This is a genomic window from Bacteroides sp. BFG-637, assembly GCF_024793605.1.
Taxonomy (GTDB): domain Bacteria; phylum Bacteroidota; class Bacteroidia; order Bacteroidales; family Bacteroidaceae; genus Bacteroides; species Bacteroides vicugnae.
The window spans coordinates 5,650,871-5,677,194 of the sequence record NZ_JANUPD010000002.1; the positions used below are offsets into that span (position 1 = coordinate 5,650,871).

Below are 26,324 nucleotides of genomic sequence, written 5' to 3' on the forward strand. Positions count from 1 at the left end.
ACTTAAAAACACCTAATTCGACATAGCAGGCATCATTGTGCCTCTCAAATATAATTTCCTTTGGGTATATCGTAAATACCAGATACAAATCAATAATGAAACGACCGTTGAAATGGGTGGAGCAAATCCCATGATAAACAGCGACGAGCTATCTATCTGGCTGAACCAGTATGACAACGGTATACGGAACAGGAAAGTGGCTATCAGACTGTGAATCATCGGGAATAACGAGTTTCCTTGTCCGCTGAAATAAGAATTAATGCAGAACACGAAACTAACCACGATACAGTCGATGCTATATCCCCGCAAATAATCTGCCGCCATTGCCACCACAGCAGCATCTTTCGTAAAGAAAGCAGTAAGAGTCTCCGGCAGGAATTGCGAATACACGCAAACCGACACACCGAAAACAAGAGCAATCCCAATCCCCGAAGCCAGACATTTATTCATTCTCTTGATAAGCCCCGCTCCATAGTTCTGTGCAGTCATGGTTGCCACAGCCGATGATATAGCCATTGGAGGCAGCATAGCAAACACGATGATTTTCTCAACAACACCCAGGGAAGCAGATGCAATGACTCCCATCTGATTGACAATGACCGTGATAATCAGAAAAGAAACATTGATTAAAGCATCCTGCAAAGCAATAGGCGCTCCTAACACCATGATCTTTTTAGACAGATTCCGGTTCAATCGAATATCTTTCCGTGAAAAGTCAAAAGAAAATCCGTGCCGGTACAAGAACCAGAGTGCTATTCCAAAGCTGACACCTTGTGCAGATATAGTAGCAATAGCCGCTCCTGTAGCTCCCCAATGGAAATAACCGACCAATATAAAATCGAGCACTATATTTATCACACATGCCAGCCCGACAAAATAAAGCGGTGTTTTAGAATCACCCAATCCACGCAAAATACCACATACAACATTATATCCCACTATAAACAGAATACCCAGAGAGCATACCAAAATATAGTTTTTCGTATCTGTCATAGCTTCGACGGGAGTATGCATCAGTTCTGCTATCTGACCATGGAAAAGTACCATGACCAAAGTTAGCACTACGCCGGTTATTGAAAACAACCATACGGAAGACCCGATTGTAAAAGCTACTTTCCGATTGTCTTTGGCTCCGGTAGCAATAGCAATCAGTACGGTTGTTCCGGTAGTAATACCCAGAATAATACCTGTTATTGTCTGCATCACCTGACTACCAATAGCTACGGCTGCCACACTTGCCGAATCATCATATTGTCCGACAACGAAGAGGTCAGCCCCGCCATAAAGTGCTTGGAGCACATTAGCAATTAAAAAAGGTACTGCAAACAGCAACAATACCTTCGGTACGCTTCCTTGTGTCAAATCTAACTCTTTCATAGTTTCTTCGATACTTTTCCTCTTTATCTTATTTTGTTACAACATAAAAAAAGTGCCGGACAAGCGAATGATTTGCACCATTCATCTTATCCAGCACTATAATTATTATTATAGCACCCTCCGATGAGGATTTTTATGCCTGTCCCTATTTCAGGGCTGCAAATATGGGCTTTGTTTTCATAATTACCAAGTTTTAACCGGTTTTTATTTTCTTATGGAGATGTAACTAGCTATATATCAACTATTATCAGATGAGGTTTGATCTATAGGATCTCCGTTAGAAAAACGAAAGAAAGCTGCCAACCGATCCGGATTCAGCGTATAACGTGCGCGTTCTTTTAATAAGGGTTCCGCATTCATTACGGCACAAGAATGAGAAACCACAGACATCATCGGCCAGTCCTTTAACGAATTTCCTACAACTAAAGTCTGTTCAAAAGATAAAGTCAAAGCCTTACATAACTGAAGCACCCCCTCTTTTTTACTTGCTTCAGGATGAATGACTGTTATCAGCGGAGCTTTATGAAAGACCTGGCAGGGATTCTCTTTCAACCGGGTAAGAATAGATTCTCTTTGCTCTTTATCACGTACCAATATGCTATACTTGTAAACCACTCCTTCATAACTATGAATAGTGACTTTTGCCGGTTCTCCATATACCTCCGGATATACTTTCACCGGCAAACACCTGATCTGGCCGGAATAAGATAATAAACCTCCATCTGCAAACACTCCTCCGCTGAATAAATCGAAAAGAGCCTTTCCCAGCTTTTTCTTCGCCTGCTCCATTGACAGAGAAGTCGCAAGATATAAGGAAACGGACTGTGCCATATATCGCAAAGCGTTAGCATAACTTTCAGGAACTTTTCCCTGTGAATCAGTCAGTGTTCCATCCACATCGAAGAAAACAGTCGTAATAAGTGGCTTGTCAGGTATTCGCCAGAACGCCCCTTCTCCCATGATTCGATGTAAAGGGTGATTGTTCAGGTTACTGAACGCAAGATAGCAATCACAAACTTTCCTCTCGCAAGATAGCGGCAGAACAGCTCCATCACCTTGATAAAAATTACCAATCTTCACCCGGCTTCGGGGACAAGCATACATATCCCCTTTCCAATCGATAAAACAATTGTTTCTTCCTCCTGCACAAACTTCCCATTGTGCCGGAGCATTCTTCAAGTCATACTCAAAAAGATTATCCAGTTGACTGAAAAACTGAATATCTTCCTGACTTAATGGTGCCCTTAACCCCTGCATTGCATTAATGAATAAATAAATATCCGGCAAAAGAGTATTCCGTAAATCATTGAGTACGGCCTTTGCAGAGGGATTTCCTACCGCTCCGGCACATACCTGTATTCCCGCATGATGGAGTATATGAATCTGATGCGCAAATTTCTCTACCGAAGTCATCTCCGGATGAAAACTGGCCCAGAGCCTTATCTTACTTATCATAGTGGGAGTCACACGAATCTCATCAAGCCAGTGTTTAGCCGGAAAAGAAAGGTTAGTCTGACAGGAAATTCCAGCCACCTGTGGCAATGCTGCCAAATGCATCATTCCTTTCCGATAATAACGATGGATCAATGCTTCACCGTAAGGAATAATAAATAACTGCAACGGCTCCCCTTTCCATTGTTCAATAGCTGCTATAAAACGATTCCATACTTGTTCATCCCGGGTCGTATCTGCCAGATGCGACTTCTTGCCGAAAGGGCAATAAGAACAGGTATAGTTGCAGCTATTCAATTTGCCGCGATAATATATACGCCTGAAGGAAAGTAAAGAGCCTTCGTTTTCCATTTCCTATTTCGTTCAATAAGAATAAGTTTCCATCAGTTCTCTTATTTCAGGAGTAATGAACAACTGGCCAATATAATCGGAGTATGCCATTCCTTCGGAAGTCAGACAAATACGACCGTTATCCGTATTTTCTATCCATTGCCGTTCAGATAACTGTCGGAACAACGGCACATTATCCGGTGATTCTCCAAAGCGACGCTTATATTCAGCCTTATCAAGCCCCATGTAATACATCAGATTTTTAATGATGAAACGTTGTCGCTGTTCTTCCTGCGAAAGAACAAATCCATTACGAGCCACTGTAAAATCAGTAGTGCCCATATAATCATCTATCTCTCCGGCAATACAACGCTGGCAAACAGTATACCGGGTGGCATAATGCAAATTCCCCAGGTAACTGCGTCCCCCGGAGCCACACGATAGCATCACTTCATCCCCACATGAGATTTCCGCATCAGCAGACGGATGATGAATAAAACGCCGCATCGAAGTTTGTAGAAAACCTCTGTCTTTCAACAAATCACAAGCGGCACAATACATCTGAAAACAGACATCATCGGATTCCCGCTCCGTGATAGCCGTTCCCGGTCGTACATATAGCGGATAGATAAAGAGTTCGTTAGGCTGAAACAGAAGAGCTTGTTCCAATGAATAAAGAAAACTGGCTACAGTTTGTCCTTTGATTCCGTAAATCAAATCAATATTAAAAAACGGGAATTGCCTCTTCCGGATAGCCTCCAGCGCCTGATTAATCGTGTCTTGCCGGGGGCGTCTTTTTAAAGCTGTTAATTCTTCGTCAAGGAAACTCTGTACGCCAATACTCACACGAGCCACTCCTGCTTGCTTCAACAAGTCCAAACGGGCAGGATCGGCATATTCCGGCGATGTTTCTACGGAAGTAAAGGTATGTGAAGGATGCACTCCGAATAAGGCAGCTGTATCCAATAGGTATTCCAGTTGAGGAACAGTGAGGAGCAACGGTGTGCCTCCTCCAATGGCGAAACTATCAAATGCCAGCCCGGTGGTGAGTGGAGACAACTGTTGCGCCTGCTTGTGAAGAGTTTCCAAGTAAGTTGCGATATAATCCGCACGATTTGTTTGCAGAGAAAACAGGTTGCAATATCCACATTTATGACTACAAAAAGGAATATGGAAATAAAGCGATGCTTTCTGTCCTTCCACCTGTTTCAGGTAAGGAACCAGCGAAACCGGGGACGGAAAAGAACGATAAGCAGTTTTATGTGGATAACTATACATATAGTCTACATATCGTGGTAGCGGTTGATTCATTTTTTCGTTAAAATAAAGTGTTTGTAAGGGACTGTATAAACCGTTTCGTGGGATATGCAATGATATTCATATCCATCCTCTCCATAGCAAGTGCCATGATCGGAAAGAGCAATCACCAGCGTATTTCCCCGCTTCTGAAAGGCCTGGAACAAACGGGGCAGCTGACTGTCGACATATTGCAGCGCGGCAGCGTGTGATTCCTTATCATCCTTCATTTTGCCTTCCACATAATGACAGTTCGGATAATGAATAGCAGAAAAATTGATATACATAAAAATCCGTTTGTCCTCCGGGTAGTTTTCGAGTTTCTTCAACGCAAAATCAATTTGTTTTTCAGCACTATCGGGTGCCGTGCATCCAAAAGTCGGCAGCCAATAACTTTTAGTAAAGTAACCGGGAAACACACGCCCCAGTTCATTACGCTTGCTGAAGAAGTTCACCCCTCCTATACAAATCGTTTCATAACCTACATTGGCAAGGCTTTGCACAAAAGTCGCTTCCGTAAACGGATAACTTCCCGCAGGCGGAATACGTCCCGTACCAGCTTGCACAGGGAAAAACAACCACTTACGGCTGCGTAGCGAATGAGGTTCCGCCGGAGAAGGCAGAAATCCTGCAAAGATGGCAAAATGAGACGGGTAAGTAAAATTTCCCGGCGCATGTCTTTTTTCCCATTCTCCTCCGTGACTATTCAGTACCGGTGTTCTTCCCGCCGCTTCTTCCTCCTTGCTGACATCATAACGCAAGGTATCAAAGCAAAGCATCAATATATCATGAGTACCCACCACCTGATTCATATCCAGATCCGGATTTTGGGTCTGTTCGCCAGCCGGCAGTTCATCTATTTGCATGGTTATATCTCTTTTTTATGTTTTTTATCTGTTGAATATAAATAGAATTATGAGCAAACATATCCTGATACACATGATCTCCCTGTCCGTTGACTTCTATTATATAAGGTATATCTGTTCCTCTCTCCATCAGGACATCCACTCCGGCATACTGCAAATCCAAGGATTGGACCGCTTCCTGACACTGATAATAGATTTGTTGTCGTACTATGTCCGGCAAAGCCAACTCGTTCCACCAATGTGCCTTATTGTTCAGATGCAGATTGGTTATGCTTCCTTTACTGCATCTCACAACGATATAATCGATTTCAGATTCCCGGCACACTACCCGGAGATCATAATTCTCTCCCTGCAACTGCTCTTTAGGAATCCATTCTTCTAAAATAGCTTCTGTTTGCATCACCGCTTCCGCCAACGGGATCATCTCTTTTTCCGTACTCAAACGGTGGATACGTTTGGTGTTATGAATGACTCCATCCACTTGTTGCAAGGTAGTATAGACTACCCATTTATTCCGGTTGGGTTGATAGCGAACAGCCATAATGCCTCCCGCCCCCGAACCGTAACGGGGTTTCAAAAAGCATCCTCTACCGCAATCGGCAAGAAGCTCTCTCAACTCATCAAAAGAATGGGGAGAAGATAACATCGGAGTCACTCTCAAACCTCTGTCCACCAGCACTTGTTTAGTCTCCTTTTTGTCAAGAGCACGCAACAAAGCATGGGGAGTGTTCAAAAAGTGCACGTCATCAGATAGCCTCATCTCGCCTAAACGTTGCAGTGTTTCCTTATATGCCTGATTCAACAGCGCATATTTCAGGAAATCCGTTTCATTGCTTACACAAGGTTCCAGCTTGATAACTGCCTGCCGTAATTGCGGCAAGCAATTAAAAAGTTCCCCGTAAGTCATAAAACGAACTTCCGTCTGCAAGTATTTACCTGCTTCAATAAAGTATTCTATACGTTTGGACAGAGAGTTGCTGACAACGATTATCTGCATCTCCTATTCTGTAATCATCGGGTAATACCACAATTCACCATCATATTCATCCGCTTCTTCAGTTTCAGCAATATCTATTTTCATAGGAAGATTCTGCAGCTGTTTCTTCATATCCTTGCTCAAATAATTGTAGCGCATATTGACAAACTTCAAATGAGCGATCTTATCCATATTATCCAGCAATAATTGGGCACCTTCATCTTTGAGAGTACCGGCCGAAACATCCATTGTTTCAAGTTGGGGAAGAATATCCGACTCCAGGAACATTTCTACAATCTTGTCCTGTTCTTCAGAGTTGACAATCCCCAGATAAGTCAGCTTCGGGAAACGCTCTTTAGAGAACAACGGACGGAATATCTCAATATCAGCTTCAAATCCATAATCTTCCACACCAACATATAGAATCAGTTTTTCCAGATTGGGGAAATCAGAACCAAGAATATCTTCTACCACTTCAGTAGGCAGGCCACCACTGATAATTTCCAGTGACCGCAACTCCGGTCGTGAAGTCTTTCCCAAACGCAGATTATTAGTTCCTTTGATTTTCAGATCCTTCAATTTAGGCATGGCATCGAGTAGCGGACTAATATCAGCTTGTTCAATCCATGAAATCTCCTGTTCTTCCTGCTCAATATCTCCCCAGAACAAGCCTTCTATTTGTGCGAACTTCTCCTTATTTTCAATCATTCCCTGTAATAAGGCAGAACAGTCGCCACCCTCATAATCCCAACAACCGATTGTTATTTGTTTATATTCAGAGAGATGTTTATCTTTCAATATCTTATCCAGAAGATTCACATTGTTTTCATACTCATCGTAACTCAAAGTATATTTCTTGGCTTCCACTTTCATTTCACGTGCAGTTTCTTCAGCAGTTTCTACATATCCTTTTTTGGTCTTTTCCGCAATCAGTTTGCCGGCTGCTTTTTCAGCCTCTTCAGTCGTTGCGTAGTTTTTCACTTGTGTTTGTCCGTCGGTCCCCAACTTACCATAATTTACAGTAACATCTGTTCCGACTACATCTATACTCCAGAATTTCTGCGATTTAAAATCTTGAAAAACGAATACTCTCTTCATAATACAGTTTTTAATGGTTGATATTTGCACACTCAACACAGAACGCGCATGAACAATACCTGCAAAAATAACCATTTTATGTAATGTACAAAGAAATCTGTTTACTAAACTTTCAGAGTATTCAAAAATACAACCCAAGATATACAACAAAGGCTGCCTTTGGGGGCAGCCTTCATTATTCTATTTCTGTAATACATCAGTTTAATCTTCAATAGTACATATACTTACACGGTTCCAATCCGGTTCAGTAAACATATCGCCTACACCCTGACCTTCGGCAGTGATACGAGATGCACTGATTTTATACTTGTTGACCAAGATCGTTTTTACAGCTTCTGCACGTGCTGCAGCAATTCTGGCATTCACCTCAACACTACCTTCCGGAGAAGCGTATCCCTTAATAACCACTTTTGAATCAGCATATTTCTTCATGTAGGCAGCTACACGTTCTACATTAGGAAGTTGTGAAGCGTCAACTGACGATTTACCTTGTCTGAAAGTAATGATAGATTCGGGTACACGGGCGGTTTTTACTACAGTCTCCACCGGAACCACTTTTGTGCGGCATGCTTCAAGTTCTTCCTGCAATCCGTTGATACGTCGGTTTGCATTGCTGATCTCACCATCTTTGTTGTTTACATCTGCACGAAGTGCATTGATTGAAGAGTTCAGTCCGTCAATTTCGGCTTGATTATATACTCTCACTTTGGCAAAATGATGTGTTCCGTTACTTGTCTTAAAGTGGTATGTCAATCCGGCTGTCAACTCAAAACCTGCGTTATTAGCATTGAAACGGCTCTTTGTTTCAGGGTAAGTACCTTGCATATCATACACAATGGCAGGTTTGATTCCCAATGTCCATGCTTTACTTTCACCCAAGTTGAAATTGAAATTCAATCCCAAACGCGTAGACCAGGAGTTCTGATCGCCATCGCCATTCACATAATAATGTAACCAACCTATTCCGGCCACAGCTTCCACTTCAAACAAACGAGGTTCGCCCGTGTAACTTGCAAATAGATTCATCAGATTGACTTTACCCAATACGCTGACATCCGAAGCATCGAAAGCCGTTTTACTGGATGTGGTATTGATATATCCCATTCCTTGGAATCCCAAACCGAAGATAGGAGTTAATTGCTTTGAGACTCCCACTCCAAAAGCGGGACGCATACCTTTAAAGAAAGCACTGTGAGTAAGGGGAGTGACTCCACCGGCATTTACTCCGACAGACCAATTATCTGTAAGTTTGGTACCTTCTACAACTGATTGGGCATTTGCTGCTGTAAAGCCACCCAATATAAAAGCTAATAAAATAATAGATTTTCTCATATTCATAAGTTTTTAAATGTAATGTTTTATCTGCTAAATCATTAGAAATGTATTGTATGTTCATGTCTAACTTTCTAGTTCATTTTTTAATTCGTTATTCACTTTAGACAACATATCATACCAAAAATTAGTTCGCAAGCTATGAGCCCTATTAACATCTATTATGCTTTCGGAAAATCTAAAATATGAAGAAGGTTTTCTATCCTGCTTGGTAAATATGGAAAAGCGATTACCTGTGTCTGTTTCATGGGGGTGATGCTTCACCTGCAGAAATGGAACAATTAGCTTTTCATTCGTATTTATGATTTCAGTACCCGCTTCAATCTGTTTAATCCTTCTATCAACCGCTGTCGCGGACATGCAATATTGATACGGATAAATCCTTCACCAGTCTCTCCATACAGACTGCCTTCGTTCACCCAAAGCTTTTCTTTCTTCAACAAGTCTTTTACTATTTCTGCTGACGTTTGATTCAAGACCGAGCAATCTACCCAAACCAGATACGTACCTTCCAACATCATTACGGGAAATTCCGGAAGATATTCATCAAAATAACCTTTTAAATAGATGTAATTCGCAAATAAATAGATTTTAAGTTCTTCCAGCCATTCTTCACCCTCATTGTAAGCAGCCATCAACGCCTCCACTCCGAAAGGATTCACATCACATACTTCATTTATATTAATCGCTTTATCTATTCTCACCCGTACATTTGCATCTGCAGAAATAATATTGGCTATCTGAAGCCCTGCCAGATTGAAAGCCTTGCTAGGCGAAACAAAGGTTACCGAATTCATAAGAAACTCTTCTGATATAGAAGCGAAAGGAGTATATTCATGTTCCAGAAAAACCAATTCACAATGAATTTCATCAGCGATCACAAACACATTATTCCGAATACAAATCTCACCTATCCGCCTTAATTCCTGCTTACTCCATACTCTTCCGACAGGATTATGCGGGTTACATAACAACAAGAGTTTTATCTTCGGATCGGAAGCTTTCCTCTCCAAATCATCAAAGTCAATCTGATACCCTTTGTTTCTATATACTAAAGGATTGGCAATCATCTCGCACCCGTTATTACGGATAGAGGAGAAAAAACAATTGTATACAGGCGTCTGCACCATCACTTTATCGCCGGGTACTGTCAGTGCTTTAATTGCAGCAGATATTGCCGGCACAACTCCGGTAGTATAAATAATCCATTCTTTTTCTATCCGCCAGGCATGTCGTCGTGCAAACCAGTTGGTTATCGCTTCGTAGTATGCGTCAGGTACGCGTACATATCCGAAAATCCCATGTTCCACCCGCTTCTTCAATGCCTCCACGACGGGGGAGCCGTACGGAAATCCATATCAGCCACCCACATCGGCAAGACATCCGCATCTGCGGACGAGTCCCATTTATAAGAATTCGTACCTCTGCGTGAAATAATTTCATCGAAATTATACTTCATATTTCAATCAAAACAGGTTAGGTCGTCCCAGAGTTTCAATTCACAATTTCCCGGTGCTTTCAGATTTTCATCCAAAATAATTGTGCCGAAGCTTTCGGCAACAATACTCCCTGTACGAGGATTTTTCACACTATGAAGCGGGCTTTTAATCGTTGCCTGCACGCTACTATGTTCAAAAGCAAGGTCAGCATCCTCCGCCATCGTACAATTTTCCATCACCAGATCATGTGCGTAACAAAGAGGTTGAGTACCCGAAATTTTACAATTTACCAAACGCAGATTTTTAGAATGCCATCCCAGATATTCTCCGTTCAGTTCCGAATCATAGACAGTTACATTTTCCGTATTCCAAAAAGCATCTTTGGAGTTGATGACTGCATTATGGATTTCTACATTCTTGCAATATTGAAACGAATAGTTTCCATTTTGAGCGTAATTTTGTATATGGATATTCTCGCTATGTATAAAAAGATAATCTGCTTTATCAATCTGTACGTTCTTCAGTTCTATATTACGACAATACCAAAACGTTTCCAAGGCATTGGGCAACTGCACATTTTCGAGTTTTATCCCATCCATTTCACGGAACATCTTCGGTGCTTCCACCAAGGTATCCGCCATTTGTAGACTTTGAGAATACCACAGGGCGGCACGAGCTCCTTCTGTAAAAAGACAATTCTTCACAATGAATCCATTGGTGTGCCAGAAAGGATATTTCCCTTCAAAACGGCAGTTTATCGCTATGATATTACTACATTCTTTCAGTGCCGATTCACCGGCATGAATCGTTACATCTTCCAACTGAATGTCATGGGTTGCAAATAGAGGGCGTTCGCCTCCATATTCTTTATTTCTTATTTGTTGCATCATTTTATTTTTTAGTCTGTTATTTCAAAAATCACATTTACACTTCCCGCTCCAAGGGCAGAAAGCAGCCCTGAAGGATTAGTTATACGCCCTAAACGGGTATAGCTGTATGAAGTGGAAAAAGTTTCATAAAAAAGTACCACACAAGTGGATCCGTAAAGCATCAAATCATCTGTCCGAATCGTACCTGGGCTGGATGGGGTTGTTGGTAAACCGTTTTGTAGATAATAATACTTTTCATTATTGTTCAATTCGGACATATTCACTGTCATAGGAAGCAATCTCTTAAATGCTTTTGCTGTCTCATTATTTTCCAATGTAGCATTGAATGAAACAGTCCCGATTGTTACTTTAAGATTATTACTCACAGGATTATCATCATTGTTATCGTCATTATCACCAGTGTTATTACCACTATTATTACTGCCATTATCACTAGAGCCATTACCCGGAATTACCTGTTGCCCTGTTCCCTGTATAGGTTCATCTTCACTACATGATGCGGAACCGACTGATAATGTCAGTATAGCAAGAATTGTTATTATATAGTATCTCATATTTATAGTATTGAAACTTATTTCTTCAGATACTCCTTAAAGAAAGATTCCAGCTTACTAAACGGGATAAGACCCACACGGTCGTAAAGATCTACATGTCCGGCACCGGGTACTATATACAGTTCTTTAGGTTCGGCAGCCAATCGATAGGCGTCTTCACTAAATTCACGTGAATGGGCATTCTCTCCGGTGATGAAAAGCATAGGCCGGGGTGAAATAGTTTCAATATCTTCGAAAGGATAGAAATTCATAAATTTCACATTGCTTGAGAGCGTAGGGTGTGTAGTGGTCATAGGAGTTGCTCCGTCAGGAGTAAATTCTCCTCTCTGCGTACGGTAGAATTCATAAAACTCCCGTTCGATCGGATTGGACGTTTCTGTCAACTGATGTACAGTGCCACTGGTATATTTAGTTTCCCCACCCAAAAATTCTGTATAACGCTGTTCCGCCGCTTCAGCCATTATTTGCTTTCTCTGTTCCAACGTTAATGAGTGATTTAATCCATTACGGTTGGCCGCCCCCATATTATACATACTGATTGTTGCAATGGCCTTGAGACGAGGGTCTATTTTCGCTGCACTGATAGCAAAACTTCCACTCCCACAAATTCCAATTACCCCAATAAGATTCCGGTCGACGAACGGACGCGTACCTAAAAAATCAACCGCGGCGCTAAAGTCCTCCGAATAAACCTCCGGCAAAACAGCATTACGCGGCTCGCCTTCACTCTCACCCCAGAAAGACAAATCGATGGACAGTGTAACAAATCCCCTTTCCGCCATTTTCGTTGCATAGAGATTCGCACTCTGCTCCTTAACAGCCCCCATCGGATGTCCTACAATGATTGCAGGATATTTTTCCCCTTCTTTCATACTCTCGGGCAGAAAAAGATTACCCACTACTTTCATCTTATATTGGTTAGAAAAAGAGACTTTTTCTACATTTACCCAATCACTTTTATAAAAATTATCAGCATTTGTCTGTGCTGAGGAAAAACTGGTTCCGAGCATCATCATAAATACAACCGTTAATAATAAAATCCGTTTCATATCTCTTGCGCTTTAATAATTAATAAATTGATTACCTATTTTCAACATTGCAAAAGTACGATGAAAGAAAGAGACCGTTTGTAGACGAATTACTGACATAATAACCCCAATTACAGATTATATTCCGTATGTCGGTGTTGGCGTTATTTTTAATTACATATTCATATTATGAGCCAAAGATACCACTTTGATATTTTCTAACATTAAGCATAGCTTTGCTACGTGGATTTTAAGGAGCCACCCGTTCCTTTAAAAGGAAGAGGGCGTTCCTCGGTGTCGAATGGGTCGTTTCTTTTAAAGGAACGGCTCGTTGGTTCTAAACCAAAGCCTACAGATGTAACCAGCTGAATTTCAACTTCTTACAAAACTGTATTTCCGTCCCCGTAAACCATGGGATTTTATTCAACAAACGAGACGGAAAGTGCTGTTAAAGGCTGCATTCGGTATATCATAAATTTAAACATTAAAAAGACATTCTCATTGTTACAACCCGGAAGTATATAACTACTTTGGACAAGACAGCATCTATATTATAGAAAAGGAGATCGAAGTGGGAATGAGAGCAGCGCTTCATTCGTTTTTACTGGAAAATAAATTCAAGAATGGGATTATGTATAAAAGATCGATGGAGTTATTCGTTATACATTATAATATGATGGAGTTAGTAGAAGAGGAAAGCTTGATGAGAGCATTTCAGAGATGGAGGTAGATTACGAAAGAAAATGCTTAGTAAGATTTCTCGTTTTTCTCGATAGAGAAAAGTCAATACTTGAAATTCTGATGGCACGTCAAAACAGATGTGCCATCAGACTCTATTTATTCTATTAATAATTTCCTGCTATGCGTTGCCCAAGTTTTAGTATATAATTAAAAATTATTTAGTTCCTAAAAACCTATCACAATATCGCTGCTATTTTTCGTACTTTGTTAAGCTTTTCCATAAACTTGTTATCCCGCTTTGCCATCTGCAAATTATAGCATGTTTGCATCCAAAGCAATGGTTAAGCATCTAAATCTAATACGGCCTCTATGAGCATAGCATACTCTGTACTTAACGGACGCTTTGCATTCAATATCTCATTTAATACTGTATAAGATACTCCCATTTCTTTAGCCAGTTTCTTTTGAGAGACTCCTCTAAATTCTATTTCATCCTTTAGTATTTCTCCTGGATGCATTGGCTCAAAAGAGGTTAAGTTATTAGCTATCATTTTAGGGTCTATGCCATCTATTTTAATCATAACTTATTATTTATAATGATTAGACAATTCAATTATATTACAAATGGTAGTTACAATATCACCTTGTATTTCTGCTACTGTAAAGATAATATTTTCGCCTCAATACATACTCACATATTTGCGAATATTTTCTTTGCAATAAAAAATAGCATAGCTTTTCTCTATTCCCTTTCAAACCTCACCGTCAGATCTCCCGGCACATTTAAAGCCCTGATACCATCTCCATCAATGCTACCAATCAGAATCAAATCACTGCTTTGCGACCATTTTTTATAAAAAATGGCCACATTTCCCCAAGGCACATAAATCGTAATATCCCCGGGAGCAGGCGCACATCCCCGTTTCACTCCTTCTATTGACAGTTTAGGTAATGGATAAAATATTTTCTCGGTATTATTATAATCGTTGAGTGTCACTTCCAACGGCAAACGGGAAACAAAATCCTGTGCTGCCGCATTATCAGCCATGATTGCAGTTACAACACGCTGCCCTACTGTTATTTTTATTTTCATACTTTCTGTATTAGGTTCTTCATCTCTATTATTTATCTCTGTTCTTCCTGTCTCCGGATACTCTGTATTATCAGGATGCTCGCTACATGCTATCCAAACGGAAGCCAGCAAAATGACAAAAGAATATATCGAAAATCGTTTCAAGCTGATTATTAATAGCCAAATCTTTCTATTTACATTCATGCTCTTATTTATTTACTTGATTACACAACCATTACTCTGAAGTTTAAAAGTCATATTTCCGTGTACACAAATCATACACAAAATCCGGGTTATCAAAGTCACCGACAACAGGTTTTCCTGTATCACAAGCAGCGAGTAACTCCATATCTTCATCCGACAATCTAAAATCCAACGAATTGAAATTTTCTTCTATTCGGTTTTTATGTACTGATTTAGGAATAACGATAATCCCTCGTTGTGTCAACCAGCGTAACTCAACTTGAGCAACAGTCTTATTATATTTTCCAGCCATTCAGCAGGGTCTTCCACCTGAAAAACACCAAATCCCAGAAGAGGTATTCTTTCTCCATTGTCTAATGTTGCATATTCCATAAAACAATTCATTTATTTGCATACTGCAAAGTTCTGGAAAAAGGAGAAGAATCCCTGTAGACATATTACGGGTATGACAACCCCAATTACTGATTCTTTTATTGAGAGCTACTCATTATATATATGGCATCCGGACGCCATCTCATAAACCATAAATACATCATACAAATTCAGTATACAAATTACAGAATTCATGACCCCAATTACAGATTCATCATTCCCCTCGTATGAAAATCAGACATTTATCTGTATCTTTGTTACCGATTCAAAACACCAAAAGCCATGGATAAAGTTATAAAACTAGAGAATGTCAATCAGTATAACGAATTGTACGGACTGGAAACACTGCATCCCTTGGTCAGTGTCGTCGATTTGACCAAAGCAACCCAATCAGTCAATCATATCCAAATGAATTATGGTCTTTATGCGCTTTTTCTTAAAGAAGAGAAAAGCTGTGACATAAAATACGGTCGCCAGTATTATGATTACCAGGAGGGAACTATCGTCTGTTTCGGCCCCGGTCAGACAGCCAGTGTCAGCACTTTTGAAGATGAAATCAGTCCGGCGGTCTATGGCATCATTTTCCACCCGGACCTGATACGTGGTACCTCACTGGGAAAAGAAATAAAGAAATATACCTTCTTCTCTTATGCCGTAAATGAGGCCTTGCATCTTTCGGAGCAGGAAAAGGAAATAGTGAAGGATTGTCTGAAGAAAATCAGCATCGAGCTTGAACATGGCATTGATAAACATAGCAAAGCATTAATCGCTATGAATATCGAACTGTTACTGAACTATTGTATGCGTTTTTATGAACGACAATTTATCACCCGGAACAGTGCCAACAAAGATGCGCTTACAAAATTCGAACAATTGTTGGATGAGTATTTCCAAAGTAAATTACCTATACAGGAGGGCTTACCCTCGGTGAAATATTTTGCTGATAAAGTCTATCTCTCTCCCAATTATTTCGGTGATATGGTGAAAAAGGAAACAGGGAAAACTCCACAAGAACATATTCAGTCTAAGGTGATCGAATTGGCCAAAGAGCGCATTGCTGATACAGAGGAAACTGTGAGCCAGATAGCCTATAGCCTGGGATTCCAATATCCGCAACACCTTTGCAGACTATTCAAAAAGCGTGTCGGTTGCACGCCCAATGAATACAGAAGTCAGGCTTTAGCTTAAAGATTAGTACCCTTATTGAAGGGGAACTGTAATATGGGTAAATTAATCCGTAATTCATATACAAACAGATTTCAAATCCTGCAGTATCTTTGCGGTGTCATAAAGAAATAAGTAAAAACATTATTTAGAAAAACTGTTTGATATGTATTTAGAAAATATTTATTCTCCTGCAGATGTTAAGAAACTGTCGGAAAAAGAGCTAAACGAGTTAGGTGGAGAAATCCGTGCAGCACTCCTGCAAAAATTAAGTGAACATGGCGGGCATTTCGGACCTAATTTCGGAATGGTGGAAGCAACGATTGCTTTACATTATGTATTCAATTCACCCAAAGACAAAATTGTATTTGACGTATCGCACCAGAGTTATGTACACAAGATGCTGACCGGTCGTAAAGATGCGTTCCTTCATCCGGAAAAATACGATAACGTATCAGGTTATACCGAACCGCAAGAAAGTGAACATGATTTCTTCATCATCGGACATACTTCTACTTCTGTCAGCCTGGCCAGCGGATTGGCAAAGGGACGCGACCTTACAGGCGGCAATGAAAATATCATAGCCGTCATAGGGGATGGTTCTTTAAGCGGAGGTGAAGCTTTCGAGGGATTGGATTATGTAGCAGAACTTGGTACTAACATGATTATTATCGTTAATGACAACCAGATGTCTATTGCCGAGAACCACGGAGGATTGTACAAGAATCTGAAAGAATTACGTGACAGTAACGGTCAGTGCGAATGCAACTTCTTCAAGGCAATGGGACTGGATTATATGTATGTAAATGATGGTAATAACGTACAGGCATTGATTGAAGCTTTCTCTAAAGTGAAAGATATTCAGCATCCGATAGTAGTACACATCAATACATTAAAAGGTAAGGGTTATGCACGTGCCGAGCAAGATAAAGAGACTTACCACTGGCGTACTCCATTCAATGTAGAAACCGGAGAAGCAAAAGTGAGTGATGAAGAAGAAGATTACAGCGAGGTAACCGCCCAATACCTGCTGAAAAAGATGAAGGAGGACCCGCGTGTGGTAACAATCACTTCTGGTACTCCCACCGTTCTGGGATTTACTCCGGACCGTCGTCAGGAAGCAGGCAAGCAATTCGTAGATGTAGGCATTGCCGAGGAACACGCAGTAGCTCTTGCTTCGGGTATCGCAGCCAATGGTGGGAAACCCGTTTACGGAGTATATAGTACATTCATCCAACGCTCCTACGATCAACTTTCACAAGACCTTTGTATCAATAACAATCCGGCTGTTTTGTTGGTCTTCTGGGGTACGTTATCCGGAATGAATGATGTGACTCATCTCTGTTTCTTCGATATTCCGCTTATCAGCAATATTCCTAATATGGTTTATCTGGCTCCGACTTGTAAGGAAGAATATATTGCCATGCTGGAATGGAGTATCCGCCAGAATGAACACCCGGTTGCTATCCGCGTGCCGGCAACAGATGTAATCAGTAGCGGAGAACCGGTAGATTCCAATTACAGCATTCTCAATCGTTACAAAGTTACTCATCGCGGTTCGAAAGTGGCCATTGTGGCTTTGGGTTCATTCTATGGATTAGGACAGTCGGTTGCATCACTTCTGAAAGAAAAAGCCAATGTCGACGCAACACTCATCAATCCGCGTTACATCACCGGTGTAGACAACGAACTGATGGATGAGCTGAAAGCAGATCACGAGTTAGTGATAACATTGGAAGACGGTGTATTGGATGGCGGTTTCGGTGAAAAAATTGCCCGCTACTATGGTGCTACAGACATGAAAGTCCTGAACTATGGAGCTAAAAAAGAATTTGTAGATCGTTTTGATTTGCAGGAGTTTCTCCGTGCCAATCACTTGACAGATGAGCAGATTGTAGAAGATATCACAACACTTATCGGTTAAAATCAACCCCATTCACTATATATTCAACAGGTTGATGTATATTGTCGGTTAAGACAATTACATCAACCTATCTCATTTCGATATGAAGTAACAATCCTTTTCGATAATTCAATGGAGTCTGTCCTGCATTCCTTTTGAAGAACTTACAAAAAGCTGCCGCATCACTAAACCCTAACTTGGAAGCAATCTCACCAACCGTAGATTTTGTAGAACTCAACAAGGTACGCGCTTCCATAACCAACAGTTCGTTTATAATACTATTGATAGTCTTACCTGTTCCGGCGCGTACAATACGGGCCAGGTACTGCTCACTGATAGCCAGTTTATCCGCATAAAAGCTCACAAAATGTTCTTCCCTGAAATTCCGGGTAACCAATGCATGAAACTCCTGTAAAACGTGGTCTTTACGGCTGACCTCTTTTTTAATAATTGTCTTTCGGGAAAGAAAATCAGCTATATCAAGAAATAAAGCATTGCACGCTGCCTGTATGCGCCGGAAAAGAAAATGATGTTCAATATTCAGCAGGCGCATCAACACTTCCAGTTCCTTACGGATGATTTGGGCTTCGTACTCTGTCAACTGTATCGTATATTGTTTATTCTGCCTCATTGTCGCCAATAAGATAGCCGTTATTTGTGTCAAATAAGAGTCGTCTGTCCGCATGGATTCGGAAAGGGCAAGAGTAATAAACTGAATATCACGGCTTGAGTAAAGATGCTCCGTGAGATAATTAGCTCCATGAATAAGCAGCATATTCGGCTCTATCGCAATAAACTCTCCATTCAGCAAAATCTCCGAACGACCTTCAAGAACGAATATCATATAAAGTTCCCGATTGAAATAACATTCATTTGCCGGATAACTTCTGTCTTTATATTCACTCCTAAAACAGACTACCTCCTCTTTATAATGAGGAAGTTCCGGATGCTCCTTCAACAGCTGTGTATTATCAAATATACGAGATTTTACCATTTACATCTTCTTTTTATGACGTAAAAATACGATTTGTTTCGGATATGACAAAAAGTGTACGGAATTAGATAATCTATTTCAGAGTAAAAAACGGGACCTTTGCATATCCTTTTCAATACATGAAAGGAAAATAAATAAAGGAGGTCAAAAAGGAATGGAAATGAAAGATGTTTTCAAGAGGTATTTAGTATTTGTTATCGGACTTTATTTTTTAGCGGCAGGCATTGTATTGATTATACGCTCGGCACTAGGGACTACTCCCATATCGAGCATCAATTATGTATTAAGCTTGAATAGTCCTTTGTCATTAGGTACTTGCACCTTCATCATCAATATGGTTCTTATCTTGGGACAATTCTGGTTAATCCGAAAAAACAGAACCCGGCAGGATATTATTGAAATTCTTCTTCAAATGCCGTTCTCTTTTATCTTTTCGGCATTCATTGATTTTAATATGATGCTGACAAGTGAACTGCATCCCGCCAATTATGGCATGTCAATCGCTTTATTACTTACAGGATGCATGGTGCAATCTATCGGAGTAGTTCTCGAACTAAAACCGAGAGTAGCCATGATGAGTGCAGAAGCATTCGTGAAATATGCGTCCCGCCATTATAACAAGGAGTTCGGAAAGTTCAAAGTCTATTTTGATATTACTTTGGTGACGTTGGCCGTAATTCTCTCCCTCTTACTGACACAAGGTATTCAAGGAGTACGTGAGGGGTCGCTCATTGCAGCCTGCATAACCGGATATATTGTAAGTTTCCTGAATCAAAAGATAATGACGAGAAAGACCCTCCATAAATTATTACCAGTCTGGAAGTAAATCCTGCGTCAGTTTTAGATAAACACCTTATAAAAAAGTCGCTTCTTTGAAAGATTCAAATTCTTTTCAAAGAAGCGACTTCTTATTTCATCTATAGTTATACTTGCATTTACTTCTTCTGCTTATCTATTTCTTTCAGAAGTTCATCGACAGCCACTTTTAATTGGGTATCCTCTCCCTTAACAACCGTCTCCGGATCATTAGCAACCTTCACATCCGGTTCCAACTGGGTGTTTTCCAAATAACTGCCATCAGGCAAACGATAGCCAATGATAGGAATACCAAAGACGAGTGAAGGATCTTGTAAAGTTTCCCAAGACACGCTCGTCATTGTACCCGGAACAGGCATACCGACAAGTTTTCCTATATTTTGATGTTTATATACCCATGGAGTTCCATGTGCATTCGAATAGTTGGCTTCACATTGCAGCATAATAGACGGCTTGTTCCAACGACGGCTTGGCATGTCACACGCTTCACGTCCGCGGACTACTTGAGTGAAGTATTTCTGACCACTGAACAGTATTTCAATATCTTCATGCAAACGACCACCACCGTTGAACCGAGTATCAATCACAATTCCATCACAGTTGTTATATTTTCCCAGAATATCCGAGTAAACGGTACGGAAACTGTCATCTCCCATGGATTGAATATGAACATATCCCAAACGTCCTTTCGACCATTTCTCAACATCTGCCGCCCGCTGTTTCACCCAACGTTTGTATAACAACCCATTCAGTTGGCCGCTCGTAACCGGCATCACAACTTCTTCCCAACGTTCTTTATTTTGCGGATTGTAGATTGAAATCAAGGTCTTCTTCCCTGCTTTATTATTCAACAGACAAGTGATGTCATGATCGGGAGTTATTTCCTCACCGTTAATCTTTTCAATGATACATCCCGCTTTTACTTTGGTACGCGAATGGTCGAACGGACCTTTCTCGATAATTTCGGCAATCTGCATCCCTTTTCCCTGATAATCCCAGTCGAACAGAAGTCCCAGATTGGAAGTAACATCACCTTTACCTTTGGGAGAATAGCGTCCTCCGGTATGTGAAACATTCAACTCGCCCAACCATTCACTCAACAGTTCTGCAAAGTCATAATTGTTATCAATGTGAGGCAGGAACTTGCGATAAGCATTAGTCATGGCATCCCAGTTTACCCCGTGCATATTGACATTATAAAAACGTTTCTGATGTTGTTTGTACACATGGTCAAACATCGCTTCACGTTCAGCTGCCAAATCCATTTTCATTTCAGCCTGATAACTGATTGATTTCAAAGCATCCGACTTGGCATCCATCTTTTGCATATTGCGGCTTCCCAATAAGAAGATATCTCCTTTTTTATCCAGCATCAGCGATGCCCATCCGGTATTGAGTTTATGCAGACGTTTTGTCTCTTTCTCACGGAGATTCATTTTCCAAAGGTCATATCCATCTTCGAAAGCAGAGAAATAGTAGAGATCCTCCCCATCTTTGGATAGTATGGCACTGCCTAAGTCAGAAGAGTTGGGAGTCAGACGTACGATACGGTCTTCAATACCGTTAAGCTCGACTACTATATCTTTCTGGTCTACTTTTTTCCTCATCCGCCTTCTCCTTATCACCGTCTTTCTTCTTGTTATCATCTTTCTCCTTTGCTTTCTTTTGTTCCTTTTCAAGTTCCTTGAGCAATTCGAAATCTTCCTTACTCAAGCGGTAACGATCATAAGCATCCTGATTGAGGAATACCAACATAACATCCTGTTGCGATCCCCAAGAAGCATGTGCACGCATACCATAACGTTCGGTCTGGAAAAGAATGGCATTTCCATCGAGTACCCAACGCGGAGAACCGCTGATATATCCGCTATTAGTCAGATTGGTTATCGCTCCTCCCTGTGCACTGACAATACCTATATCCGAATAAGGATCGTGACGGTTGCCGATAAATTCAAGAGTAAACCATTTGCCATCCGGCGACCACTCGTAGTCAAATCCACCTCCGGTGTTATACCATGTAGAACCGTCCGTCACCTGACGTACTTTCTTCGTTTTCAAATCGAGTACCATCAAACGATTGCGGTCTTCGATAAAAGCCAGCTCTTTACCATCCGGCGAATATTGCGGATAGGCACGTTCTACCGTTTTGGACGGTAATAAAACTTCCTCCTCAATAAGAGTGGCATTAGGGAAATTAGGGTCTTCCTTACGGCTTATTTTTGCAGTGTAAAGTTGCCAATTACCGGTGCGTTCACTGGCATAAACCAGCGTCCGGTTGTCCGGAGCAAAAGAGACGGAAGCCTCTTTTGCAGGAGTATTTGTGATTTGCTTGGTTGTAGCATAGTCAGTTGAAGTTACAAAAATGTCACCACGCACAATAAAAGCAACCTGTTTGCCATCCGGAGATACGGAAGCGGAAGTGGCTCCCTGTGAGAATTTAAGTGCAGCAACCTGCTCTTCATCATCACGGACAAGCTCTACTTTTACTTTTTCCGGACGGGCACCGGGTTTCTGGGTATAAAGCTCACCGTCATAGGCATAACACAAAGTTCCTTTATCGCTGACAGACAAGAAACGTACCGGATGAGTTTTAAAAGTAGTGACAGCCTTTACTTCTTGTGGAGTATTCAATGGGAAAGTATACACATTAAAAGAACCTCCATTACGTTCACTCAAAAAATAGACTGTATTACCATCAGGTGCATATACAGGATTACGGTCCTCCCCTCCCCAGTTTGTCAGGTTCGTATGTTTTCCGGTTTGGGTATTGTATAACCAAATATCTCTCGTAATGGATGAAGTGTGATGTTTTCTCCATTCATCCTCAAAACCTTTGCGGTCCTGATAAAGAAAGTTCTTTCCTGCTTTATCAAAACAAACGAGTTCGGCGGGAGTTGCCAATACTTGTTCGGTGCGTCCTCCGTCTACAGAAACTTTGTATAATTCTGTCATTGCTCCCGTAGGAAACAAGGCGCTGTTTGCAGGATCTTGTATGGAAGCGGAGAAAAGGACATACTTTCCATCCGGTGTAAAAGCCGAGGGAATTTCCGATGCGGAATGGTAAGTCAGTCTCCGGGCAACACCTCCGTCGGCAGGCATGATGAACAGGTCGAAATTTCCATTCCGGTCACTGGCAAATGCGATTTGTTTTCCGTCGGGAGACCAGACGGGATTGGCTTCATAAGAGGCTTGTGTGGTAAGTTGAACGGCAGTTCCTCCTTGTGCGGGAACTTTATAAATATCTCCTTTATAACAGAAGACAATCTCGGTCCCATCCGGTGAAATACGTGCATCACGCATCCACAAAGGAGTAATTGCATAGCTGGATAATGCTGATAATACCAGTGCTAACGAAGTTATTAGTTTCTTCATATCAATTTATTATATATTTATTCTGAAAAATCAGTTTGAATTAGTTTTCCCGTGTAATTATAGAATGCTTTGTCACCAAAATCTTTGAAAAAGAAGGCGTATTTATCCACTCCCGTACAATGACAAACGCCAATTTGCCGGGGAAGGTATTCCTGCAAATAATCTGCAATGATCTGATATTTTTGTTTTTCCGCATTATGAATGTGAAAACCTCCGAGAAGTAACTTGCAGGGAGATTCAGGAAATGCAGCCCGAACAGTACGCAAGATATTGGTGATCCCCCGGTGAGAACAGGCGCTCAACACAGAAACTCCTTCCGGTTCCACTAACACCATTGCCAATTCATCCTGAAAGGTATCCGGTATTTTGCAACCATCTTCTTTCTGAACCCAGAAGCGTTCAAAATGGGTATCCTCCTGATTGATAATATCAATAGATGGAAAAAGAAAGACTCCGGGAAGCAGTTCGGTCTGCTCTGTGATAAAGCGGAAACGGGAAAGATCAAGATTTTGCGTATGCTTCATTCCATTCTCGCGTTCATCCTTGAATTTAGGAGAAAAGATTTCACGTTTACAGACAACGGTTGCCTGTGTATTCAATTCCAGAAAATAACGCAGTCCCCCCGTATGGTCACTGTGACCGTGGGATAATATTAAATAATCAACTTTTTGTAAATCAATGTGCAACAGACGGGCATTACGGATAAACAAGTCAGATGCTCCCGTATCGAAAAGAATTCTATTCCCTTGGATCTCAATATAGAGAGAAAGACCATGCTCGGCCTGCAATTTACGTCCATAGACACAATTCTCCACAAGAGTCGTTATTTTATAGCTCATGACATTTAGTTATCAAACAAATAATGTAAAATAAAAAGTTCTGCCACAAAATTATAATAATTCTGTGGCAGAACAAGCAATCTAATCAATTAAAATTCTTGACTTTTCAATCTTTCTGATTGAATCCTTATTTTTATCCTTCAAAAGGTTATACCATTTTTCCCATCTTGTAAGCTTCCTGCATATAGGGAGTATCCTTAATTTCCCCTACCTTCCATGCACCAATTCCATAAACCGTTCCCTTTTCCTGCGGTCCTTCCAGGCAATCGAGGAAGCCACGGAAACCATCAATGGTACGTTCCATCATTGCTTTATCGTTTTCCGCAGCCGCAATAATGAAATAAAATTCCTTATTGGTTATTTCCGTATAGCGTGCACAGCAGCGGTCGATCATAATCTTCATCTGTCCGCACATGGTATAAAAATAGACTGGAGTTGCCATCACAATCACATCTGCAGCAATCATCTTCTCTACAATTTCCGCTGCATCATCCTTCTGCGGACAAGGTTTACCGTACATACTGCAAACACTGCATCCCGTACAAGGATGAACTGTTTTGTCTTTCAGGAAAATCTTCTCCACTTCATTACCTGCTTCGAGAGCACCTTTCATAAATTCATCACATAATAAATCAGAATTACCACCTTTACGTGGACTGGATGAAATTATCAAAACCTTTTTAGCCATAACTTTACTTTATTACTTTTTATTTTCAGAATTCTTTCTGTCAACGATTCACTTTGCAAAAGTAGAGAAATAAAAGCAGATCGAATGTAGACAAATTACAGAGAAAGATACCTAAATTACAGTTTTCATATTTTACTGGTAATTTTACCCAATCTCTTGTACATAGTAAGCCGGCTTTTCGGGATAAGTCTTTACCATTTGGAACTCTTGTTTTATCAGTTCTTCCATTTTTGCTATTTGCTGTTTCATACCTATTTTTGTTTCCACTTGGGTATTGCTATGCCCCACAAATGCTATAAGCAATATCATTAAAGACAGTGCTTTCAAATTAGTCATAGGTTTCTGTACTTTCATGCTATCAGGTTATTTGATATATTTTACCTCCGCTGTGTTACTATCACAAAGAAAACAGTCGGTCAATACGGTGTCGTCGGGAAGTACGATATATTCCACATTTTCAGGAGCGAACAACTTAAATACAAATTGTTTTTTCCAGATGCCGATTAAGACCAAATCGTTATCATTCGGTATTTCTATTTCATGCTTCTTACAATACCATGACACCCTGTCGTAATAATATACTATTCTGTGTTTTATTTTGGATAATCTCTGCTTAAACTCATCCGTACCATATATATAACCCATATAAGCATCTGTAACAAGTATGGTATTAGGATATATCGGTTTAGGGAATCCTTCTGCCTTCCGGCGTAAAAAGTCTTTCTCCCTGTAAGGATCGAAAGTGTCCCCTTGAGGTAACGGACGATTTTTATCCATATAGAGGACATAAAATGACCACCACCCGGAATCATACGCCCCAAGAACAGGAATGACAATTCCACTGTAAGGATGTGCAAAACCTAAGTTTCCGTTAGAATACCCCGGAATTACTTTTGAAAAGGGAATTGTACAACGTAAAAAAAACAAATGGCGAGGAAAAGTCACAGTACCTTTCACCCTGTCCAGTACAAAACGACGGGAAGGAGCAAGTAATCCGTTTAAAAGCAGAAAAAAAGAAGCCAATATTCCTCCGCTCATGGGAGGCCAATAAAGTTTACTAAACGGAATATTTATTTCTATACAAATGAGGATTATTCCTACGCATGAAAGAATACCCCCGATGACTATCAAAGTACTCCGGATTAAGGAACTCGGATTGAAAATAAGAAATTCATCATCAGCTCTTTCTACATTCATGCTATCGGCAAGCTCAGTCGTTAATACAATTGGAAAGGGATGTATAATATGCTCCATCATTCTGCTTTTCCCCATCCATATTTTTGTTGCAATTAATACACCTACCAAAATCAGTCCTATCGACATCAAAAATATCATTCCGGATACAAAAAGTATCAATAGCTTGCCCCATATATACTCAAAAAACCATAGCTCCTCATAACGCCAATTTATAAAATGCCACATTCCATAACAACAAACCCCAAATACCGGAAATCCACATAGCAATGCCATGATTCCGGCTATAATTCTGATTGTAGAGGGGCGATTTCTATCTGTTTCCATTATCATAACTGTTTCTTTCTTTAAAAATTCCACACATCTTTACTGTCCGGAGATATAAAT

At 40.6% G+C, this 26,324-nt stretch carries 20 protein-coding genes and 5 pseudogenes; 5 read left to right on the forward strand and 20 right to left on the reverse strand.

Features of this window, described 5'->3' with window-relative positions; all coding sequences use genetic code 11:
* Positions 1–12: 12 nt before the first annotated feature.
* The 7 genes from NXX38_RS22300 to NXX38_RS22330 form a co-directional block, all read right to left on the reverse strand.
* Positions 13–1,377, reverse strand: a complete 1,365-nt coding sequence (locus NXX38_RS22300) for an MATE family efflux transporter (RefSeq protein WP_258981174.1) — start codon at positions 1,375–1,377, stop codon at positions 13–15.
* A 237-nt stretch (positions 1,378–1,614) separates the two neighbouring features.
* The gene (locus tag NXX38_RS22305) at positions 1,615–3,180 is read right to left on the reverse strand and encodes an STM4011 family radical SAM protein (protein ID WP_258981175.1); all 1,566 of its coding nucleotides are present in this window, start codon (positions 3,178–3,180) and stop codon (positions 1,615–1,617) included.
* A 12-nt stretch (positions 3,181–3,192) separates the two neighbouring features.
* Positions 3,193–4,470: an STM4012 family radical SAM protein gene (locus NXX38_RS22310; protein WP_258981176.1), complete on the reverse strand. Its 1,278-nt coding sequence runs from the start codon at positions 4,468–4,470 to the stop codon at positions 3,193–3,195.
* On the reverse strand, positions 4,467–5,321 hold the full coding sequence (locus tag NXX38_RS22315) for an STM4013/SEN3800 family hydrolase (RefSeq protein ID WP_258981178.1): 855 nt from the start codon (positions 5,319–5,321) through the stop codon (positions 4,467–4,469). The genes NXX38_RS22310 and NXX38_RS22315 overlap by 4 nt, the downstream gene beginning before the upstream one ends.
* On the reverse strand, positions 5,308–6,318 hold the full coding sequence (locus NXX38_RS22320; protein WP_258981181.1) for an STM4014 family protein: 1,011 nt from the start codon (positions 6,316–6,318) through the stop codon (positions 5,308–5,310). The genes NXX38_RS22315 and NXX38_RS22320 overlap by 14 nt, the downstream gene beginning before the upstream one ends.
* Positions 6,319–6,321: 3 nt before the next feature.
* A complete protein-coding gene (locus NXX38_RS22325; RefSeq protein ID WP_258981182.1) occupies positions 6,322–7,395 on the reverse strand; it encodes an STM4015 family protein in 1,074 nt (357 codons plus the stop codon).
* Between the two features lie 201 nt (positions 7,396–7,596).
* Complete coding sequence (locus NXX38_RS22330; RefSeq protein WP_195650353.1) at positions 7,597–8,733, reverse strand: OmpA family protein; 1,137 nt, start codon at positions 8,731–8,733, stop codon at positions 7,597–7,599.
* Positions 8,734–8,925: 192 nt separating this feature from the next.
* Here NXX38_RS22330 and NXX38_RS27015 point away from each other — a divergent pair.
* Positions 8,926–9,014 (forward strand): annotated as a pseudogene (locus NXX38_RS27015) (anaerobic ribonucleoside-triphosphate reductase activating protein); the annotation flags it as partial.
* A 12-nt stretch (positions 9,015–9,026) separates the two neighbouring features.
* Here NXX38_RS27015 and NXX38_RS22335 read toward each other — a convergent pair.
* The 4 genes and pseudogenes from NXX38_RS22335 to NXX38_RS22350 form a co-directional block, all read right to left on the reverse strand.
* Positions 9,027–10,186, reverse strand: a pseudogene (locus NXX38_RS22335) (MalY/PatB family protein).
* Between the two features lie 3 nt (positions 10,187–10,189).
* A complete protein-coding gene (locus NXX38_RS22340) occupies positions 10,190–11,053 on the reverse strand; it encodes a DUF3737 family protein (protein ID WP_258982021.1) in 864 nt (287 codons plus the stop codon).
* 11 nt (positions 11,054–11,064) lie between these two features.
* The gene (locus NXX38_RS22345; RefSeq protein WP_258981184.1) at positions 11,065–11,610 is read right to left on the reverse strand and encodes a cyclophilin-like fold protein; all 546 of its coding nucleotides are present in this window, start codon (positions 11,608–11,610) and stop codon (positions 11,065–11,067) included.
* Between the two features lie 17 nt (positions 11,611–11,627).
* Positions 11,628–12,659 carry an alpha/beta hydrolase gene (locus tag NXX38_RS22350; RefSeq protein ID WP_195650350.1) on the reverse strand — a complete coding sequence of 344 codons (1,032 nt, stop codon included), beginning with the start codon at positions 12,657–12,659 and terminating at the stop codon, positions 11,628–11,630.
* A 487-nt stretch (positions 12,660–13,146) separates the two neighbouring features.
* Here NXX38_RS22350 and NXX38_RS22355 point away from each other — a divergent pair.
* Positions 13,147–13,368 (forward strand): annotated as a pseudogene (locus NXX38_RS22355) (hypothetical protein); the annotation flags it as partial.
* Between the two features lie 187 nt (positions 13,369–13,555).
* On the opposite strand, the pseudogene NXX38_RS22360 reads toward NXX38_RS22355, so the two are convergent.
* The 3 genes and pseudogenes from NXX38_RS22360 to NXX38_RS22370 all read right to left on the reverse strand — a co-directional run bounded on the left by NXX38_RS22360 (position 13,556) and on the right by NXX38_RS22370 (position 14,887).
* Positions 13,556–13,900, reverse strand: a pseudogene (locus NXX38_RS22360) (HigA family addiction module antitoxin).
* Positions 13,901–14,061: 161 nt separating this feature from the next.
* Positions 14,062–14,595 (reverse strand): cyclophilin-like fold protein, encoded by a 534-nt coding sequence (locus tag NXX38_RS22365; RefSeq protein ID WP_258981186.1) that lies wholly within the window; start codon positions 14,593–14,595, stop codon positions 14,062–14,064.
* Positions 14,596–14,638: 43 nt separating this feature from the next.
* Positions 14,639–14,887, reverse strand: a complete 249-nt coding sequence (locus NXX38_RS22370) for an aldo/keto reductase (protein WP_195650347.1) — start codon at positions 14,885–14,887, stop codon at positions 14,639–14,641.
* 362 nt (positions 14,888–15,249) lie between these two features.
* Between NXX38_RS22370 and NXX38_RS22375 the strand changes: the two genes are divergently transcribed.
* Positions 15,250–16,155 (forward strand): AraC family transcriptional regulator, encoded by a 906-nt coding sequence (locus NXX38_RS22375; protein WP_195650346.1) that lies wholly within the window; start codon positions 15,250–15,252, stop codon positions 16,153–16,155.
* Positions 16,156–16,297: 142 nt separating this feature from the next.
* Positions 16,298–18,055, forward strand: a complete 1,758-nt coding sequence (locus NXX38_RS22380; RefSeq protein ID WP_258981187.1) for a 1-deoxy-D-xylulose-5-phosphate synthase — start codon at positions 16,298–16,300, stop codon at positions 18,053–18,055.
* A 67-nt stretch (positions 18,056–18,122) separates the two neighbouring features.
* Here NXX38_RS22380 and NXX38_RS22385 read toward each other — a convergent pair whose 3' ends face one another.
* Complete coding sequence (locus tag NXX38_RS22385) at positions 18,123–19,028, reverse strand: AraC family transcriptional regulator (RefSeq protein WP_258981188.1); 906 nt, start codon at positions 19,026–19,028, stop codon at positions 18,123–18,125.
* Between the two features lie 154 nt (positions 19,029–19,182).
* Between NXX38_RS22385 and NXX38_RS22390 the strand changes: the two genes are divergently transcribed.
* Positions 19,183–19,854 carry a YitT family protein gene (locus NXX38_RS22390; RefSeq protein ID WP_009000000.1) on the forward strand — a complete coding sequence of 224 codons (672 nt, stop codon included), beginning with the start codon at positions 19,183–19,185 and terminating at the stop codon, positions 19,852–19,854.
* 109 nt (positions 19,855–19,963) lie between these two features.
* On the opposite strand, the pseudogene NXX38_RS22395 reads toward NXX38_RS22390, so the two are convergent.
* From NXX38_RS22395 to NXX38_RS22415, 5 genes and pseudogenes are all read right to left on the reverse strand, one after another.
* Positions 19,964–23,216: pseudogene (locus NXX38_RS22395) on the reverse strand (S41 family peptidase).
* A 17-nt stretch (positions 23,217–23,233) separates the two neighbouring features.
* A complete protein-coding gene (locus NXX38_RS22400; protein ID WP_195650342.1) occupies positions 23,234–24,055 on the reverse strand; it encodes an MBL fold metallo-hydrolase in 822 nt (273 codons plus the stop codon).
* Positions 24,056–24,203: 148 nt separating this feature from the next.
* The gene (locus NXX38_RS22405) at positions 24,204–24,743 is read right to left on the reverse strand and encodes a flavodoxin family protein (protein WP_217721057.1); all 540 of its coding nucleotides are present in this window, start codon (positions 24,741–24,743) and stop codon (positions 24,204–24,206) included.
* Between the two features lie 144 nt (positions 24,744–24,887).
* Entirely contained in the window at positions 24,888–25,097 is a 210-nt protein-coding gene (locus NXX38_RS22410) for a hypothetical protein (RefSeq protein WP_195650341.1), read from the reverse strand.
* A 9-nt stretch (positions 25,098–25,106) separates the two neighbouring features.
* On the reverse strand, positions 25,107–26,264 hold the full coding sequence (locus NXX38_RS22415; RefSeq protein ID WP_258981191.1) for a hypothetical protein: 1,158 nt from the start codon (positions 26,262–26,264) through the stop codon (positions 25,107–25,109).
* Positions 26,265–26,324: the final 60 nt, after the last annotated feature.

What these genes read in the sequence shown, in the direction of transcription:
- NXX38_RS22300 (WP_258981174.1), bottom strand. Translation starts at nt 1,377, where the DNA reads ATGAAAGAGTTAGATTTGACACAAGGAAGCGTACCGAAGGTATTGTTG.
- NXX38_RS22305 (WP_258981175.1), bottom strand. Translation starts at nt 3,180, where the DNA reads ATGGAAAACGAAGGCTCTTTACTTTCCTTCAGGCGTATATATTATCGC.
- NXX38_RS22310 (WP_258981176.1), bottom strand. Translation starts at nt 4,470, where the DNA reads ATGAATCAACCGCTACCACGATATGTAGACTATATGTATAGTTATCCA.
- NXX38_RS22315 (WP_258981178.1), bottom strand. Translation starts at nt 5,321, where the DNA reads ATGCAAATAGATGAACTGCCGGCTGGCGAACAGACCCAAAATCCGGAT.
- NXX38_RS22320 (WP_258981181.1), bottom strand. Translation starts at nt 6,318, where the DNA reads ATGCAGATAATCGTTGTCAGCAACTCTCTGTCCAAACGTATAGAATAC.
- NXX38_RS22325 (WP_258981182.1), bottom strand. Translation starts at nt 7,395, where the DNA reads ATGAAGAGAGTATTCGTTTTTCAAGATTTTAAATCGCAGAAATTCTGG.
- NXX38_RS22330 (WP_195650353.1), bottom strand. Translation starts at nt 8,733, where the DNA reads ATGAATATGAGAAAATCTATTATTTTATTAGCTTTTATATTGGGTGGC.
- NXX38_RS22340 (WP_258982021.1), bottom strand. Translation starts at nt 11,053, where the DNA reads ATGCAACAAATAAGAAATAAAGAATATGGAGGCGAACGCCCTCTATTT.
- NXX38_RS22345 (WP_258981184.1), bottom strand. Translation starts at nt 11,610, where the DNA reads ATGAGATACTATATAATAACAATTCTTGCTATACTGACATTATCAGTC.
- NXX38_RS22350 (WP_195650350.1), bottom strand. Translation starts at nt 12,659, where the DNA reads ATGAAACGGATTTTATTATTAACGGTTGTATTTATGATGATGCTCGGA.
- NXX38_RS22365 (WP_258981186.1), bottom strand. Translation starts at nt 14,595, where the DNA reads ATGAATGTAAATAGAAAGATTTGGCTATTAATAATCAGCTTGAAACGA.
- NXX38_RS22370 (WP_195650347.1), bottom strand. Translation starts at nt 14,887, where the DNA reads ATGGCTGGAAAATATAATAAGACTGTTGCTCAAGTTGAGTTACGCTGG.
- NXX38_RS22375 (WP_195650346.1), top strand. Translation starts at nt 15,250, where the DNA reads ATGGATAAAGTTATAAAACTAGAGAATGTCAATCAGTATAACGAATTG.
- NXX38_RS22380 (WP_258981187.1), top strand. Translation starts at nt 16,298, where the DNA reads ATGTATTTAGAAAATATTTATTCTCCTGCAGATGTTAAGAAACTGTCG.
- NXX38_RS22385 (WP_258981188.1), bottom strand. Translation starts at nt 19,028, where the DNA reads ATGGTAAAATCTCGTATATTTGATAATACACAGCTGTTGAAGGAGCAT.
- NXX38_RS22390 (WP_009000000.1), top strand. Translation starts at nt 19,183, where the DNA reads ATGGAAATGAAAGATGTTTTCAAGAGGTATTTAGTATTTGTTATCGGA.
- NXX38_RS22400 (WP_195650342.1), bottom strand. Translation starts at nt 24,055, where the DNA reads ATGAGCTATAAAATAACGACTCTTGTGGAGAATTGTGTCTATGGACGT.
- NXX38_RS22405 (WP_217721057.1), bottom strand. Translation starts at nt 24,743, where the DNA reads ATGGCTAAAAAGGTTTTGATAATTTCATCCAGTCCACGTAAAGGTGGT.
- NXX38_RS22410 (WP_195650341.1), bottom strand. Translation starts at nt 25,097, where the DNA reads ATGAAAGTACAGAAACCTATGACTAATTTGAAAGCACTGTCTTTAATG.
- NXX38_RS22415 (WP_258981191.1), bottom strand. Translation starts at nt 26,264, where the DNA reads ATGGAAACAGATAGAAATCGCCCCTCTACAATCAGAATTATAGCCGGA.